Here is a 16472-nt window from a genome sequence, read left to right on the forward strand (position 1 = left end):
GGTGTTCCGTCGCTCAGTACGGACCGCCGGCTACCGGACCTGGCGGTGAGGCGTCCTCGCTCAGCGGCTGCTCGGCGGGCCGCGCGCCGGGCGCGTCCGCCCACTGGCGCACGCCGTCGCGGCCCGACAAGGACCTCCACAGCAGCGCGCCGGCGATCACGCCGTGCAGCAGCGTCCACGATCGGCCGCGCGAGCGAAGGCCGCAAACGGCAAAGCCCAGGCTGGCCAGCAGGGTGCCGGTGTGCTCGAACGGCAGGCCCGCACGCGCGTCGTCGCGTGAAATCGCCATGCGAAGGCTGTCCTGCACGGCGTGGACAGGCTCGTTGGCGGAGATGAGGTCGTCATTCATCGGGATTCCTTTCCGCCCGTAGGCGCGTGGGAGGCGGGTGTGCCGCGGGCGCTGTTGCTTGCGCGCCGTCGAGGTGTGAACGCGCATGGCAGCGGCAGCAAGCGGCGTACCCGCAAGCCCTGACCGCGAGCGGCGGCGCTGATGGCGGGCACGCCGTCTGCCCCTGGCAGGCGGTGGCGGACACCAGCTCGCTCGCCGCCAGGACACCGCATGCAGAAAGGACACACCATGGCACGCAGCAGCATTCAGGGCGGTAGCCCAGCACCTTCTCAACCCGCCGGACGCGACACCGCCTCCCTCGGCCCGGGGGACTCCTCCGACAGTGGCAGCGACATGATGGGCATTGCCGACGACAGCGGCGGCGACCCCGGCGTGCCGGCCGACGTCGCCTCGTCCCCCGACTCGCAGAACCCCACGCTGCTGCCGCCCGACGCCCTGGCGTCCTCGACGGACGCCGCCGGCACCGGCGAGAGCCGCAGCGCGAGCGACGATGGCGGCAAAGGCGATGGTTGGGACGTCGGCACGGATCGGGTGTTCACCCCGGGCGGCGGCGATGTCGACGCCGACGAGGACCCTGACCTGGCATTCATCGACGACGCCCAGGCGGATGATGCGGCAATCGAGGATGAACTCGACCCGGATGAGGACGAGGAAGCGACGCCGCCGAAGCCTCCCCGGAGCAAACCTTGAAAATTCCCGGCAAAGAAAAAGGCCCTGGCGGTTGACCAGGGCCTTCTGTGGGGGTGGTGGAGACGAGGAGGATCGAACTCCCGACCTTCGCATTGCGAACGCGACGCTCTCCCAGCTGAGCTACGTCCCCACGAAGCGCGGATTCTAACGAATCTTTGCTCAGGCCATGCCGTTGCGGCTGGCCAGCTCCACGAACAGGGCGGAGTGGTCGAGGTCGGACAGGCCATGGTCCGCCGCCTCGGCGAACAGGCGCTCGAACAGCGCGGTGATCGGCGCCTCGAAGCCGATCTCTTCGGCGGTGTTGAGCGCGTTGCGCATGTCCTTCAACTGCACCGTCATGGCGGCGCGCTTGGCGAAGTCGCGCTCCACCATGCGCTGGCCGTGCACCTGCAGGATGCGGCTGTCGGCAAAGCCCCCCGAGATGGCCTGGCGGACCTTGGCCATGTCGGCACCGCCTTTCTCGCACAGCAGCAGGGCCTCGGCCACGGCGCCGATGGTGATGCCCACGATCATCTGGTTGGCCAGCTTGGCGAGCTGTCCCGAGCCGTGCGGGCCCACGTGTGTCACGCGGCCCAGCACCTCCAGCACGGCGCGGGCGCGCTCGGCGTCGGCGGGCTTGCCGCCGGCCATGATGGCCAGGGTGCCGGCCTCGGCGCCCACGGTGCCGCCCGAGACGGGGGCGTCCAGGTGGTGCACGCCCAGGGCCGCGAGCCGGGCCGCGTGGTCGCGCGCCTGGCGCGGCCGGATCGAGGACATGTCGATGACCAGGGCGCCACGCGGCAAGGCGTCGGCCACGCCCTGGCGGAACAGCACGTCCTCCACCACCTCGCCGTTCTCCAGCATGGTGATCACGATGTCGGCGCCGCGCACGGCCTCGGCGGCCGTGTCGGTCACGCGCGCGCCGAAGGGTGCGAGCCGATCGGCCTTGGTGCGCGAGCGGTTCCAGGCGCTCACCGCGCAGCCGGCTTCGCACAGGCGCCGGCCCATGGGAAAACCCATCAGGCCAATGCCGAGCACGGCGACGGCGGCGTGGGATGGGAGGGGGGAGGGGGTGTCGGTCACGGTGCGGATCCCTTCAAGGCGGGGCGCGGGGGCGGGTGTTCGGGGAAAAAAAATCGCGGTCCCCGGCTTTCGCCAGGGACCGCGCAAGTGGACCGGCTATCGAGATAGCTGGGGACCACGGAGTTGAACGGTGGCGTCAGTGGCGGGCTCCGCCGACGCGAAAGCGATCTGCTCGGCCAAGGTGCCGCTGGCCTTTTCGGAGTGGTCGGTGATGAGCGCCTCGGCCAGGGCGGCGTTGCCCTGCGCGATGGCCTTCGCGATCGCCTCGTGTTCGTCCCACACGGGCTCACGCAGGTGTTCGAGCTGCAGCGCCAGGCCCATGGCGCGGCGGATGTGGTGCCAGTGCAGCAGCGCACTCTGCTCGATCAAGGGGTTGCCCGCGGCGCGGTAGATGGCGGTGTGAAAGGCCAGGTCGCAGTCGATCAGGGTCTTCACATCGCCCTCGCGCTCGGCGGCGCGCCCGGCCGCCAGCACGGCCGGGTCGATGCGCACGCGCCGCTGCGCGGCCAGGCGCACGGCCAGCCGGTCCAGCGCCACGCGCACCTGGTAGACCTGGGCGATCCACTGGCCGTTCAGCGGCGCCACCTGCAGGCCGCGCACCCGGGCGGGATCGCCGTTGTTCTGCGGGGCGTCCTGCACGAAGCCGTCCTTGCGCAGCAGGCGCAGCGCCTGCATCACCGGCTGACGCGACACCGCGAAACGCTCGGCCAGCTCTTCCTGGCGGATGCGCTGGCCCGGCCGCAGCGCCCCCGAGCTGATGGCGTCGAGCAGCGCCCGATAGACCTGGTCGGCCAGGTCGGGCGTCGATTCGAGGCGGAGCAACTGGGCGGTCATGCCGGGAGTGCGAATTCTGTATACGGAATTCGCGCAGCATACCCCAGATACCCCGGCGCCGGTGGCCCCAGCGGGTAAGCCCCAGGGTCCGTCGATGACACAATCGCCCGCCATGGACCTGAGCTTCAACCAAGACCCCGCCTGGCTCGACCGCGAGTACAACAACCGCGCCCTGGTGCCCGACCACCCGGCGTACTTCGAGCGCTGGGCCGAGGCCTCGCGGCAGGCCCGCGAACAGGGCGGCGCGTTGCTTGACGTGCGCTACGGGCACGGGCCGCTGGAGCAGCTCGACATCTTCCCGGCCCGGGGCGGGGCGGGCGCCGCGCCGGTGCTGTTCTTCATCCACGGCGGCTACTGGCGCGCGCTCGACAAGTCCGAACACTCGTTCATCGCCCCGCTGTTCCAGCGCCTGGGGGTGTGTGTGGTGGTGGCGAACTACGCGCTGGCCCCGGCCATCACCATCCCGGGCATCACCTTGCAGATGGTGCAGGCCCTGGCCTGGACGCACCGCCACATCGCCGCGCACGGCGGCGACCCGAGCCGCATCACCGTGGCGGGCCATTCGGCGGGCGGGCACTTGGCGGCCATGATGCTGGCCTGTCGCTGGCCCGAGGTGGGCGCCGACCTGCCCGCCTCGCTGGTGCGCAACGCGCTGTCGATTTCCGGCGTGTTCGATCTGGCGCCGGTGCGCCAGGCCCCGTTCGTGCAGCCCTCGCTGCAGCTCACGCCCGAGCAGGTGCGTCAGGCCAGCCCCGCGCGGCTGCCCTCGCCGGGCCTGCGCCAGGGGCGCGGGGAACTGGTGGCCGTGGCCGGTGGCGACGAGAGCGGCGAGTTCCGCCGCCAGAACCGGCTGATCCGCGAGGCCTGGGGCCCCGAGGTGGTGCCGGTGTGCGAAGACCTGCCCGGCCTGAACCACTTCAGCGTGCTGGACGCGCTGGTGAAGCCGGGGCACCGGCTGCACACGCTCGCGCGCGGCCTGCTCGGCGTGTGATGTGAAGCGCCTGGCGGCGCTTCACATCAGGAGGTGTTCGCCCGCGTTGTCGCCGCCCAGGATCACGTAGTTCACCTTGCGGATGTCCAGCAGCTTGGTGCCGCCGGCGTAGCTGATGGAGCTCTGCACGTCCTGCTCCATCTCGGTCAGCGTGTTCGCCAGCGGGCCCTTGATCGGCTCCAGGATGCGCTTGCCCTCGACGTGCTTGTACTCGCCCTTGTTGAAGTCGCTGGCCGAGCCGTAGTACTCCTTGTAGAGCACGCCGTTCTCTTCCACCGTCTGGCCGGGCGATTCCTCGTGGCCCGCGAACAGCGAGCCGATCATCACCATGCTGGCGCCGAAGCGCACGCTCTTGGCGATGTCGCCGTGGCAGCGGATGCCGCCGTCCGCGATGATGGGCTTGGTGGCCACGCGCGCACACCACTTGAGCGCGCTGAGTTGCCAGCCGCCGGTGCCGAAACCGGTCTTGAGCTTGGTGATGCAGACCTTGCCCGGACCCACGCCCACCTTGGTGGCGTCGGCGCCCCAGTTCTCCAGGTCGATGACAGCCTCGGGCGTGGCCACGTTGCCCGCGATCACGAAGGCCTTGGGCAGCTTCTGCTTGAGGTAGCCGATCATGTTCTTCACGCTGTCGGCGTGGCCGTGCGCGATGTCGATGGTGATGTACTCGGGGCTCAGGCCCTCGGCCGCCAGCGTGTCCACCGTGGCGTAGTCGGGCGCCTTCACGCCCAGCGAGATCGAGGCGAAGCAGCCCTTGGCGTGCATGTCGCGGACGAACTGCACGTTGTCCAGGTCGAAGCGGTGCATGACGTAGAAGTAGCCGTTCTGCGCCAGCCAGGTGCAGATGGTCTCGTCCACCACCGTCTTCATGTTGGCGGGCACCACGGGCAGGCGGAAACGCCGCCCGCCCAGCTCCACGCCGGCGTCGCATTCCGAGCGGCTGTCCACGCGGCACTTGCGCGGCAGCAGCAGGATGTTGTCGTAGTCGAAGATCTCCATGAACCCGGCTCCAGAAAGCTGTTGTTGAACAGATGAGCGCTTGGCCTGGCCGGTTCCTTTGCCGTGCGAGGGGCAAAAAGAAAACCGGGCGCAAGAATCTTGGGCCCGGTGCGCGATTCTAGACCGATGGTCCGGTGGCCGATGCATATGGCACCCATATGCCCCCACGTATGGCGCGGTCGGTGCGCGGGCGCTTCCTACAATCCCGTGATGCCCCTGGACACCCCACCGAACGCCTCGCCGCTGGTCGCCGGCCTCAACCCCGAGCAGGCCGCCGCCGTCACCCTGCCCGCCGAACACGCGCTCATCCTCGCGGGCGCCGGTTCGGGCAAGACGCGCGTGCTCACCACGCGCATCGCCTGGCTGCTGCAGACCGGCCAGATCGGCCCGGGCGGCGTGCTGGCCGTGACCTTCACCAACAAGGCCGCCAAGGAGATGGTGACGCGCCTGTCGGCGCTGCTGCCCGTGAACGTGCGCGGCATGTGGATCGGCACCTTCCACGGCCTGTGCAACCGCCTGCTGCGCGCGCACCACCAGCTCGCGGGCCTGCCCGCCACCTTCCAGATCCTGGACACGCAGGACCAGCTCTCGGCCATCAAGCGCCTGTGCAAGCAGTTCAACGTGGACGACGAGCGCTTTCCGCCCAAGCAGTTGCAGTACTTCATCGCCGGCTGCAAGGAAGACGGCATGCGCCCGCGCGACGTGCCTGCGCGCGACGAGGACACGCGAAAGAAGATCGAGCTGTACGCGCTGTACGAAGAGCAGTGCCAGCGCGAGGGCGTGGTCGATTTCGGCGAGCTGATGCTGCGCAGCTACGAGCTGCTGCGCGACCAGGACGCCATCCGCGCGCACTACCAGCGGCGCTTTCGCCACATCCTGATCGACGAGTTCCAGGACACCAACAAGCTGCAGTACGCCTGGATCAAGCTGTTCTCGCCGCCGCCCATGGAAGGCCTGGACGCGGCGGTGGGCAATGCGGTGTTCGCGGTGGGCGACGACGACCAGAGCATCTACGCCTTTCGCGGCGCGCGTGTGGGCAATATGGCGGACTTCGTGCGCGAGTTTCGCGTGCAGCACCAGATCAAGCTGGAGCAGAACTACCGCAGCGTGAGCAACATCCTCGACGCGGCGAACCACCTCATCGGCCACAACCAGCGCCGCCTGGGCAAGAACCTGCGCACCGAGGCGGGCGCGGGCGAGCTGGTGCGCATCAACGAGTCGGTGAGCGACTTCGCCGAGGCGCAGTGGATCGTGGACGAGATCAAGGCGCTGGTGCGGGAAGAGGTTCCCCGCAGCGAGATCGCCATCCTCTACCGCAGCAACGCGCAAAGCCGCGTGGTGGAGACCGCACTGTTCAACGCCGGCCTGCCTTACCGCGTGTACGGTGGCCTACGCTTCTTCGAACGCGCCGAGGTCAAGCACGCCCTGGCCTATCTGCGCCTGATCGAGAACCCGCGCGACGACACCAGCTTTCTGCGCGTGCTGAACTTCCCGCCGCGTGGCATCGGCGCGCGCAGCGTGGAGCAGTTGCAGGACGTGGCGCGTGCGGCCGGCTGTTCGCTGCACGACGCGGTGAGCGCGGTCACGGGCCGCGCGGGCACGGCCATCGCCGGCTTCGTCGCCAAGGTCGACGTGATGCGCGAGCGCAGCGAGGGCAGCAACCTCAAGGACATCGTCGAACTGGTGCTGGAGCACAGCGGCCTGGTGGAGCACTACCGCCAGGAACGAGAGGGCCAGGAGCGGGTGGAGAACCTGGAGGAACTGGTCAACGCGGCCGAGAGCTTCGTCATGCAGGAAGGCTTCGGCCGCGAGGCGGTGGCGCTGACGCAGAGCCCGGCCAGCCAGGGGCTGGACCTGAACGCGCCGGTGCTCGACGAGCCGCTCGCGCCCGACGCCGACACCGGCGAGACCCTGAGCCCGCTCGCGGCCTTTCTCTCGCACGCGGCGCTCGAGTCGGGCGACAACCAGGCCCAGGCCGGGCAGGACGCGGTGCAGCTCATGACCGTGCACGCGGCCAAGGGCCTGGAGTTCGACTGCGTGTTCATTGGCGGCCTGGAGGAGGGCCTGTTCCCGCACGAGAACGCCATGAGCGACCGCGACGGCCTGGAGGAAGAGCGCCGCCTGATGTACGTGGCGATCACGCGCGCCCGCAAGCGCCTGTACCTGAGCCATTCGCAGACGCGCCTGCTGCACGGCCAGACGCGCTACAACCTCAAGAGCCGCTTCTTCGACGAGCTGCCCGAGCACTGCCTGAAGTGGCTCACGCCGCCGCAGGCCTCGGGCTGGGGTGGCATGGGCAGCGCCGGCTGGGGCGGGCACCGCGCGATGGGCGCGCCGGTGCCGCAACCCGCGTGGTCGCCGGCCTGGAAGGCCGCCAGCGCGCCGGCACCCGAGCCCGACCGTGGTACGCCCATCAAGAGCGGCATGGCCGTGTTCCACAACAAGTTCGGCGAGGGCAAGGTGCTGGCCGTGGAGGGCGCGGGCGACGACGCGCGCGCGCAGGTGAGCTTCTCGCGCCACGGCACCAAATGGCTCGCACTCAGCGTGGCCAAGCTCACCCCCATCGAGTGAAAAGAAAAAGGCCCCGCGGCGCGCGCCGCGGGGCCTGCAGGGTGCGATGGCGAGCGGCTTCAGGTGCCGATCACCCCGCCATCGTTCTTGGTGATCACGACCGTGGCCGAGCGGGGGCGTTGGCCCGCGCCGTAGCCCGCGTTGCCGGGCCAGCGGCTCTCGTATTTCGCCGGGTCGCCGAGGTCGGCCATCTTCGTGTTTTCGCCCGCATGCTGGATGTTCACGAAGATCGCGCGGCCATCGGGCGTCTCGGTGATGCCGGTGATCTCGGCGCCTCGGGGGCCGACCAGGAAGCGGCGCAGCGTGGCCGGTGTCTGCGGCTTGCCGGCGTGCGTGGTCACTTCCCGGGTGCCGGATTTCACCGTGCGCGCGCCGCCATCGCCCACCTGGCCGGGCAGGGCGGCCAGCAGCATGCAGTTGGTCTTGTCGGTGTAGGCGCCGTCGTCGGTCTGGATCCAGCAGATGCCGGTGGCGGGGCTGAACACCAGGCCGTCGGGCGAGGACAGGTCGTTTTCGTCGCTCAGGTTGGAGAGGTTGATGCTGGCCTTGTCGGCGTCGGCTTCGGACGCGAAGAGGTAGATGTCCCAGCGGAACTTCGCCTCGGCGGGCGTGGCCTCGGCCAGGCGCACGATGTGGCCGTGCACGTTGCCCTTCTGCTCCTTGCCGGCCTTCATGTCGCTGTAGGCGCGCGGGTTGGCGGCGTCCACCGTGGCCTCGGTGCGCGCGCTGTTGTTGGTGAGCGTGATGTAGACCTCGCCGTTCTTCGGGTTCACGCCGGTCCACTCGGGGCGGTCCATCTTGGTGGCGCCCGCCGCGTCGGCGGCCAGGCGGGTGAACACGCAGACGTCGGCCTGGGTCTTGAAGTCGAAGCCCTTGAAGCCGCTGATGGCGGGGTTCTTGGGCGAGAGCTCCAGCCACTCGCCGCTGCCGTCGGCATTGAAGCGCGCCACGTACAGCGCGCCGGCGTCCAGGTACTTGTCGCCCGCGGCCAGGCGGTTGCGCGGGTGGGCGTCGGCCGGGTCCCACTTCTCGGCGGAGACGAACTTGTAGATGTACTCGCCGCGCGCGTCGCAGCCCATGTAGGCCACCACCGGCTGGCCTTGCACCGGCTTGGCGAAGCTCACGTTCTCGTGCGCGAAGCGGCCCAGCGCGGTGCGCTTGGTCAGCAGGGTGTTGGGGTTGTAGGGGTCGAGCTCGACCACGTAGCCGAAGGTGTGGAACTCGTTGCGGTAGTCCTCGCGCGCGCTTGCGCCGGTGGCACCGGTGTTCCAGCGCAGGAAGCGGTCGTCGCTGCCGCCCGATTCCCAGCCGTGGCGGCTGGCCGCGCCCGCGTTGCGGCCGTAGCGCTTGAAGGCGGCGGTGATCTTCGGGTCGTTGCGGCGCGCGTCGTCCTGCGCGTCGCGGAAGAAGTAGCCGAACCAGTTCTCTTCGCCGGAGACCAGCGTGCCCCAGGGCGTCTTGCCGGTGCCGCAGTTGTTGACCGTGCCGCGCGCCTTGGTGCCATTGGGGCTGTACTTCGTGGCCAGGTGCGCGCTGCCGGCGGCGGGGCCGGTGAAGATGGCTTCGCTCAGCGTGGTGATGCGGCGGTTGTAGGGCGAGGCCGGCTGCGTGGCCCAGCGGCGGCCGTCGCGGCGCACCTCCACCACGGAGATGCCGTGGATCATCAGTTCCTTGTCGATCTCGGCCGCGGGGCGCGGCAGCGTGGCCGTGCCGCCGTTGGCGTGGATGAAGAAGGAGGAGAGCTTCTCGTCGGTGGTGGCCTCGTGGTTCATGGCCAGCAGGCCGCGCGAGGTGAAGCTGCCCGAGGGCTGGTTCTGCGCGTCCAGGCCGAACCACTCGATGCCGTCGTGGTGGTCACCGGCGCGTTTGCCCCACTGCTCGTCGGTGCCGTCGTTCTTGAAGGCGGGCACGTCGGCGCCCAGCGGGTCGCCACCGGCGTAGAGCACTTGCGCGGTGTAGCCCGGGGGCACCGCCAAGGCGTCGGCCGTGCTGCGCGCGACGGGCGTGAAGCCGAGCTGGTTGACGGGCTGGGGGCCCGCGGGCGAAGCCGGCGTGGCGCAACCGGCCAGCGCCGCGCTGCCCACCACGGCTGCGCCCGCGCCGCCGCGCAGCACGTGGCGCCGGCTCAGGCGCGTGGCCAGCACGCTGTCGAAGCTGGCGTTGTCGCTGCGGTTGGAGTCTTCGTCATTGAAAAGCTCGCCGGGTCGGCGCGCGTTCTGTTCGCTCATTCCTGTCCTCGTGGGGTGTTGTGTGTTGCACCCCCGATCGTTCACACCTGGCGTGACGATCGCGTGACAGTCATGTGGCGAACTCAGGCTTGCCGCTGGGCCCTGGACCTAGAACAGGCCCCTGTCGAATCGCGGAATCGCATCGACCATCGCATCGAGCCGCTGTGCGCGCGCGATGACGGCGTGCGCGATGGCGGTCACGGTGCCGCGCTCGGCGTCGGTGTAGGTCGGGTCCTGCGCCACCCCCAAGGCTTCCTTCTGCGCCAGTCGGCACAGCTGCCGGAGTTCCCGCGCGAAGAAGCGCCTGTCGATACCGCACCGCACGCAGTGGTCCGCCAGGGGGAACGGCGCCACGTCCTGGAAATGGAACGCATCGCCGAAGGCCATCGCGAATTCGTGGTCGATCTGGCCTGCGTCGAAGTGCAGGACGCTGACCAGGTCGTACAGCGGACACACGCTCAAGCCACCGGGCCCGGCTTGGAACGAGAGGTTCTTGCCATGCGCGTCGCTGTTGCCCAACAGCAGCGTGAGGATGGACCAGAAGCCCATGTGCCGCAGCCCGACCGCCGGGTGTTCGAGCCGGGGCCGCAGGGTGTGCAGGCGGGCAAAGCTCGCCCCGTCGCGGATATGGGCCACGTCCCGGCCGCTGCCGATGTTGCGTTCGTACTTCATGGACACGGGCAGGTCCAGCGCCTGGCAGCCGTCGATGACGTGCAGGCGGCGCACGCGCGGCAGTGCGCCATCGGCCACGCCGGGCACGGCCGTCCCGGTCAGTTCGGTGCGATCGAAGCGGCGGACACAGAGCACCGGATCGGGCACGCGAAGAATGTCCACTTGGGCCACCAGGGTCTGCCGATACGCGAGATGTCCCAAGCGGGCAGCCAATCGCATGCAGTAGTGCTCGTTGGCCACCATGTGCTTGAGATAGGCGCGGCGGGGCTCGGGCTTGAGGATGTGCGTCGACGACAGCGAGCCATCCACCAGGAAGAGGCGCTCGCCGGCTTTCTGCACCAGCAGCTTGTCCTGCTGGCCCGCCACCGACAGGCGCACCTTGCCGTCCCAGACGGTGAAGGGAACGCTGTCGCGGTTGGCGATGCGCTCGTGCAGTTCTTCCGCCGTGATTTCACGCGCGCTGGGGGGAATGTTGTCGGGTGTCTGTCCCGGCGGCAGGAAGCTCAGGGCGCCAGTGGTTTCGCGGCCCAGGTGGCGGATCAGGCCGAAGACGTTGCCTTTGGAGATGGCCTCCACGCGCGAGAGGTCATCGAGCGCATCGCCCTCGGGCAGCAGGTTTTCCAGGAAGCGGCGGATGGCGGCCGAGCTCGGTGGCGTGTGCAAGGGCAGATGGGGCGCCAGGGGGAAGCCGAGGCCGGAGGCTGCCCAGTCGGGCGCGTAGTTCAGGCTGAAGCTGCCTTCCAGCGGGTTCTGAACGAGTTCGCCCACGGGGGTGTTGCCCGCGAAAACATGCAGTGTGTAGTCGGCCTGGCGGTAGGCGAGCGCTTCACTCGTCCCGGTGGTCATGGGGCGTCTCCGTGGGGTGCGGGGCGTCCGCTGGCACCGCGCGCAGCGCCCGGGACGCCTGTGCGTGCGGCATCACGAGCAGGGCCAGGCCCATGGTGTCGAGCAGCTTGAGCAGCTTGTCGGTCGTCACCGGCTTGCCGTTTTCGAGCCGTGAGACGAGGTCGCTGGACACACCCGCCAGTTGGGCGGCGTCGTCGATGCGAAAGCCACCCTGGGCGCGAGCGTTGCGCACGATGAGGCCCAGCTCGGGCAGGCTTTGGGCCAGGGGCGACACATCGGGGTCAACAGAGGGCAGCTTTCTTGCCATAGTTCCGCCATACCGGAATTAATCGCACTCAAGGGGTAAGTGCACGATTTTTCCGGTGATAGCGAAATTATTGAGGAAAAGCTCCGATTGGGCAATATAGTTCCGCTATTGCGTAACTATTTCAGGCTGGACTGGGCCAAGGTCCGTTGCAGCAAGGGCAGGCCCATGCGGATCGGCTCGCCGGGCACGGCGCCCGGCGCCAGTGCGAAGCCCGGCGGCGCCAGCACGATGACGGTGGAGCCGTGTTCGAAGTGGCCCATTTCCTGCCCGCGCGCGTAGGCCGCGTCGCAGGGCAGTTCGTCGGGGCCGCGGTAGCGCGTGTTCAGCGCCAGGGGCAGCGCGCGCAGGCGCAGGCTGGCCACCAGGATGGCGGCCACCGGCACCAGCACCAGCGGCGTGCCGTCGTCCAGCCGCGTGAACAGCGCGGCGCGTTCGTTGCGGCAGAACAGGCGTTCCACGCGCTTCAAGGCGATGGGGTTCACGTTCCAGGTGTCGCCGCTGAAGTGCGTCACGTGCTCGAGCCGCAGCGCCTCGGGTGCGTGGAAGCGGTGGTACATGGCCGAGGTCAGGCGCAGTGTCACGAACTGGCCGCCGCGCAGGGTGTCGATGGCGGCCTGGCTGCGGGGCGAGGTGCCGAGCAGCTCGGTGAGCGCGTACGGAAAGCCCTTGGCCTGGAACACCTGGGCCTGCGGGTCGTCGCCGATGCGCCCGCTCGCGCCGACGATGGCGTCGCAGGGGCTCACCAGCACCGCGGGGTTGGCGTCGATCGGCCGCGCGCCCTCGCGCAGCTCGCGCGTGAAGCAGTCGTGCAGGCTGTCGAAGCGCTGCTGCTTCGCGTCGCTCAGGTCCAGGTCGGTGAAGGCCTTCCATACGGCCATGGAGGCGTCGCGCACCAGCGGCTGGCGGATGCCGCTGAACCAGCCCATGAAGCGCGTGAGTGCCAGGCGCGGCACGCGGTTGGTGAGCAAGAAGTTCAGGTCCTCGCTGAGCGCCAGGCGGCGCAACTGGCGTTGCACGAAGCCGTGATCGTTCTGTCGCAATGTTTTCATCGTTGGGTCATCCGGGGGCCATACAAGTGCGGGAACACCACGACGCCCCGAACGCCATGTCCCTTCTGCCTTACGCCCTGCCGGCCGGTTCGCTCCTGCTGGCCTTGCCTTACCTTAAGCAGCGCCTGGAACTGTCGCGCGCCAAGCACCGCTCGCTCGCGGGGCACTCGCGCATGGCCAAGCGCCTGGCGGGCTGGCTGCCGGGCTACGCCTTCGACGAATCGAACTTCTTCAAAGCCGACGGCGCCGACGAAGCGCTGGCCGCGCAGCGCCGCGCGGCCTTTGAGGCGCTGTGCGCGGGTTATGCCGAGCGCTACGCGAAGTCCCTCGCGCTGACCGCCGAGGCGCGTGAGGGCCTGGCCGACCTGCAGCTCACCGGCGCCTACCGCGTGCCCTTTCCCTTCAGCCCCTACCTGCGCGAGCGGCTGAAGGTCGGCGCCTTCGTGCGCTCGGCCGGCGGCGTGGAAGTGGAGGACCTCGACGGCAACCGCTTCCTCGACCTCACCGGCTCCTACGGCGTCAACGTCTTCGGCGTGGACTTCTACAAGGCCTGCATGGAAGAGGGCGCGGCCATCGGCCTCGAACTCGGCCCCGTGCTGGGCGCCTACCACCCGGTGGTGGCCAGCAACATCGCGCGCCTGAAGGCCATCTCCGGCCAGGACCAGGTGTCGTTCCACATGAGCGGCACCGAGGCCGTGATGCAGGCCGTGCGCCTGGCGCGCTACCACACGCGCAAGAAGAACCTGGTGCGTTTCTGCGGCGCGTACCACGGCTGGTGGGAGGACGTGCAGCCCGGCCCCGGCAATCCCATGCCGCCGCGCGAGACCTACACGCTCAAGGACATGGACGACCGGAGCCTGCAGGTGCTGCGCACGCGCCGCGACATCGCCTGCGTGCTCATCAACCCCCTGCAGGCCCTGCACCCCAACCGCAACGCGCCGGGCGACTCCACGCTCATGAACGGCCTGCGCAGCGCCGGTTACGACCGCGCGGCCTACACGCAGTGGCTCAAGCGCTTGCGTGAGGTCTGCACCGAACGCGGCATCGTGCTGATCTTCGACGAGGTCTTCCTGGGCTTTCGCCTCGCGCCTGGTGGCGCGCAGGAATACTTCGGCGTGAAGGCCGACATGGTGACCTACGGCAAGTCGGTGGCCGGTGGCTACCCGGTGGGCGTGGTGTGTGGGCGCGCCGATCTGATGAAGCGCTTCCGCGTCGACCGCCCCGCCGACCTGTGCTTCGCGCGTGGCACCTTCAACTCGCACCCGCACGTGATGGGCGGCATGCACGTCTTCTTCAAGCGCCTGGACACGCCCGAGGTGCAGGCCCTGTACGCGGGCAGCGACGAGCGCTGGAACGCGCGCCGCGAGCGCTTCAACGCCGCCATGGCCGAGGCCGGCCTGCCGGTGCGCGCGGAGAACCTGCACAGCGTGTGGACGCTGGGCTACACGCAACCGGGGCGGTATCACTGGATGTTCCAGTACTACCTGCGCTGGCATGGCCTGGCCTTGAGCTGGGTGGGCACGGGTCGTTTCATCTTCGCGCTGAATTTCGACGATGCCGCGTTCGATGAGGTGGTGCAGCGCTGCGTGGCGGCCGGTAAGGACATGCAGGCGGCTGGCTGGTGGACGCTTCCCGAAGGCGTGGACGCCAAGTTCATCGGCAAGCAGTTGCGCAAGGAGACCTTGTCGGCGTTCTTCGGGAGGCACTGAGTGGTTCTCCGGCTGCTGGCTTGATATTCCAGCGGCTTTCTCCGGGTGGCCCGGTCGGCGGCGCTCGGGTGTCCGGCTCCGCGACTGTCCCCCGGAGCGGATCGCTGGCGCGCTCCGCTCCTCCTCCTTTATGTCGCTGCGCCGGACACCCGATCACCGCCGACCTCGTTGGCACTCGGTCGGTTGGTGCGCCACCGCTTCTTCAGCTCGGAGACGCTGGGTGCCCTGCGCAGCGAAATAAAGGAGGAGGACCGGGCGCAGCCCGGTCCGGGGGACATTCGCGGAGCAGGGCACCCAGTGGCTCCGAGCTTCGCGAGGTGTCGGCACGAAACGCACCGAACACCCAATCCAATCAGCGGTGACCCACCCCAGGATCGATGAGCTGACCGCGCAGCAGGAACAGCGGCGCCTTGTGGTACAGCTTGATGTCGTGGAACGGGTCGGTCAGGATCTTCGTCGCCCACACCAGCCCTGTCTGGATGTCCTGCAGGAAGAACAGGTGGATGGTGCGGAACAGCAGCCCGCCGATGCCCAGCCCCAGCCACAGCGTGCCCACGTGGCGGATATAGCCCCAGTTGTCGTGGTGCGGCTCGAACAGCCCCAGCACCGCGGGATCGATCCACACCAGCACCGGCGCCAGCGCCCACAGGCTCATCAGCACCACCTTGCGGCGCAGGTTGTAGCCTACCTTGATCTCTTCCTTGTACTCATGCGTCGCCTGGTTCACGTGGTCGTAACCCTTCGGCTCGAAGAAGAAGTGCCCCGCCTGACGCGAGGTCATCGACACCAGCCACGCGATCAGCGCCGAAATGATCGGATCGAACCACAGCATCACGTAGGCGATCACGAAACTGATCGCGCTGATCAGGTGCAGCGTCTGGTTGATGCGGCTGTGGTGGTAGTAGCGGTGGTCGTCCCAGCGCTGGATCTCCAGGGTCTTGAAGAAATCGTTCAAGGCGGTCTCCGTCGACAGAGTGAGGAAAGATGGATGGAAGCGGCTCGCATGGTCCTGCGATCGCGTGACATCGCGGTGACACCGCGGCGGCGTCACCGCGCGGGCACACGTCCGTCACGCGCCTGTCGCTTTGTCATCAATCTGCCGCGAAGCCGTCCCACCATGCCCCCATGTCCGACACGAGCGCCGAAACGATCCTGGTGGAGGCCTTTCCGGCCGCCCGCCCATCCCTGCGGCTCGCCGTGGTGACGGAAACCTGGCCGCCCGAGATCAACGGCGTGTCGCTCACGCTCTCGCGCCTGGTGCAGGGCCTGCGCGCGCGCAACCACGAAGTGCAGCTCATCCGCCCGCGCCAGACGCGCGAGGACGCGGCTCGACAGGACCCGGGCTTTCATGAACTGCTCATGCGCGGCATGCCCATCCCGCGCTACCCCGAGCTCAAGCTCGGCCTGCCCAGCAAGGGCGCGCTGGTGCGCTCATGGACGCTGCGCCGGCCGGATCTGGTGCACATCGCCACCGAGGGTCCGCTGGGCTGGTCGGCCCTGCAGGCCGCGCGCCGCCTGCGCCTGCCCGTCACGTCCGACTTCCGCACCAACTTCCACGCCTACAGCCAGCACTACGGCGTGGGCTGGCTCAAGACGCCCATCGTGGCCTACCTGCGCAAGTTCCACAACCTCACGCGCTGCACCATGGTGCCCACGCAGACCCTGCGCGCGGAACTGCAGGCCATCGGTTTCCGCAACGTGAGCGTGGTGGCGCGCGGCGTGGACACGCAGCGCTTCAACCCCGCGCGGCGCAGCGCCGAACTGCGCCAGAGTTGGGGCGCGAGCGACAGCACGCTGGTGATGGTGGCCGTGGGCCGCCTGGCGCTGGAGAAGAACCTGGGCGTCGTGCTGCAGGCCTTTGAAGCCATGCGCGCGCAGAACCCGGATGTGAAGCTGGTTTTCGTGGGCGACGGGCCGCAGCGCGGTGCCTTGCAGCAGCGTTGCCCCGAGGCGATCTTCGCCGGCATGCGCCGCGACGAGGACCTGGCCGCGCACTACGCCAGCGCCGACCTGTTCGCCTTCGCCAGCCTCACCGAAACCTTCGGCAACGTCACCATCGAGGCCCTGGCCAGCGGCCTGCCGGTGCTGGCCTTCGACACCGCGGCCGCGGGCGACTGGGTGCGCAGCGGCCACAACGGCTGGCTGCTGCCGGTGGACGACGAGCC

The 16472-nt window shown here is 69.1% G+C and carries 14 protein-coding genes and 1 tRNA gene; 5 read left to right on the forward strand and 10 right to left on the reverse strand.

The window, feature by feature from the left end; all coding sequences use genetic code 11:
• Positions 1–13 precede the first annotated feature (13 nt).
• Positions 14–349, reverse strand: a complete 336-nt coding sequence (locus VLG41_RS16440; RefSeq protein ID WP_325350470.1) for a hypothetical protein — start codon at positions 347–349, stop codon at positions 14–16.
• Positions 350–577: 228 nt separating this feature from the next.
• Here VLG41_RS16440 and VLG41_RS16445 point away from each other — a divergent pair, with 228 nt between their 5' ends.
• A complete protein-coding gene (locus VLG41_RS16445; protein ID WP_325350471.1) occupies positions 578–1039 on the forward strand; it encodes a hypothetical protein in 462 nt (153 codons plus the stop codon).
• A gap of 54 nt (positions 1040–1093) precedes the next feature.
• Here the strand turns inward: VLG41_RS16445 and VLG41_RS16450 are convergent.
• The 3 genes from VLG41_RS16450 to VLG41_RS16460 form a co-directional block, all read right to left on the reverse strand.
• Positions 1094–1169, reverse strand: a tRNA-Ala gene (locus VLG41_RS16450).
• Between the two features lie 29 nt (positions 1170–1198).
• Positions 1199–2110, reverse strand: coding sequence for an NAD(P)-dependent oxidoreductase (locus VLG41_RS16455; protein WP_414652509.1), 912 nt, complete (start codon positions 2108–2110; stop codon positions 1199–1201).
• An 87-nt stretch (positions 2111–2197) separates the two neighbouring features.
• Positions 2198–2935: a GntR family transcriptional regulator gene (locus VLG41_RS16460; RefSeq protein WP_325350473.1), complete on the reverse strand. Its 738-nt coding sequence runs from the start codon at positions 2933–2935 to the stop codon at positions 2198–2200.
• A 94-nt stretch (positions 2936–3029) separates the two neighbouring features.
• On the opposite strand from VLG41_RS16460, the gene VLG41_RS16465 reads away from it, so the two are divergent.
• Positions 3030–3926: an alpha/beta hydrolase gene (locus VLG41_RS16465; protein WP_325350474.1), complete on the forward strand. Its 897-nt coding sequence runs from the start codon at positions 3030–3032 to the stop codon at positions 3924–3926.
• Positions 3927–3947: 21 nt separating this feature from the next.
• On the opposite strand, the gene VLG41_RS16470 is transcribed toward VLG41_RS16465, so the two are convergent.
• A complete protein-coding gene (locus VLG41_RS16470) occupies positions 3948–4925 on the reverse strand; it encodes a GMP reductase (protein WP_325350475.1) in 978 nt (325 codons plus the stop codon).
• A 210-nt stretch (positions 4926–5135) separates the two neighbouring features.
• On the opposite strand from VLG41_RS16470, the gene VLG41_RS16475 reads away from it, so the two are divergent.
• Positions 5136–7496 carry a UvrD-helicase domain-containing protein gene (locus tag VLG41_RS16475; protein WP_325350476.1) on the forward strand — a complete coding sequence of 787 codons (2361 nt, stop codon included), beginning with the start codon at positions 5136–5138 and terminating at the stop codon, positions 7494–7496.
• A gap of 59 nt (positions 7497–7555) precedes the next feature.
• Here VLG41_RS16475 and VLG41_RS16480 read toward each other — a convergent pair whose 3' ends face one another.
• The 4 genes from VLG41_RS16480 to asd all read right to left on the reverse strand — a co-directional run bounded on the left by VLG41_RS16480 (position 7556) and on the right by asd (position 12598).
• Positions 7556–9724 carry a PhoX family phosphatase gene (locus VLG41_RS16480; protein WP_325350477.1) on the reverse strand — a complete coding sequence of 723 codons (2169 nt, stop codon included), beginning with the start codon at positions 9722–9724 and terminating at the stop codon, positions 7556–7558.
• A gap of 108 nt (positions 9725–9832) precedes the next feature.
• Positions 9833–11242, reverse strand: coding sequence for a HipA domain-containing protein (locus VLG41_RS16485; RefSeq protein WP_325350478.1), 1410 nt, complete (start codon positions 11240–11242; stop codon positions 9833–9835).
• On the reverse strand, positions 11223–11516 hold the full coding sequence (locus VLG41_RS16490; RefSeq protein ID WP_414652508.1) for a helix-turn-helix domain-containing protein: 294 nt from the start codon (positions 11514–11516) through the stop codon (positions 11223–11225). The genes VLG41_RS16485 and VLG41_RS16490 overlap by 20 nt, the downstream gene beginning before the upstream one ends.
• A 149-nt stretch (positions 11517–11665) precedes the next feature.
• Positions 11666–12598, reverse strand: a complete 933-nt coding sequence (gene asd, locus VLG41_RS16495) for an archaetidylserine decarboxylase (RefSeq protein WP_325350480.1) — start codon at positions 12596–12598, stop codon at positions 11666–11668.
• 56 nt (positions 12599–12654) lie between these two features.
• On the opposite strand from asd, the gene VLG41_RS16500 reads away from it, so the two are divergent.
• On the forward strand, positions 12655–14307 hold the full coding sequence (locus VLG41_RS16500) for an aminotransferase class III-fold pyridoxal phosphate-dependent enzyme (RefSeq protein WP_325350481.1): 1653 nt from the start codon (positions 12655–12657) through the stop codon (positions 14305–14307).
• Positions 14308–14659: 352 nt separating this feature from the next.
• On the opposite strand, the gene VLG41_RS16505 is transcribed toward VLG41_RS16500, so the two are convergent.
• Complete coding sequence (locus VLG41_RS16505; RefSeq protein WP_325350482.1) at positions 14660–15262, reverse strand: hypothetical protein; 603 nt, start codon at positions 15260–15262, stop codon at positions 14660–14662.
• Positions 15263–15432: 170 nt separating this feature from the next.
• Between VLG41_RS16505 and VLG41_RS16510 the strand changes: the two genes are divergently transcribed.
• A partial coding sequence (locus VLG41_RS16510; RefSeq protein ID WP_325350483.1) for a glycosyltransferase family 1 protein occupies positions 15433–16472 on the forward strand: 1040 nt, incomplete at its 3' end.

The organism is Hydrogenophaga sp., from assembly GCF_035481345.1.
Taxonomy (GTDB): Bacteria; Pseudomonadota; Gammaproteobacteria; order Burkholderiales; family Burkholderiaceae_C; genus Hydrogenophaga.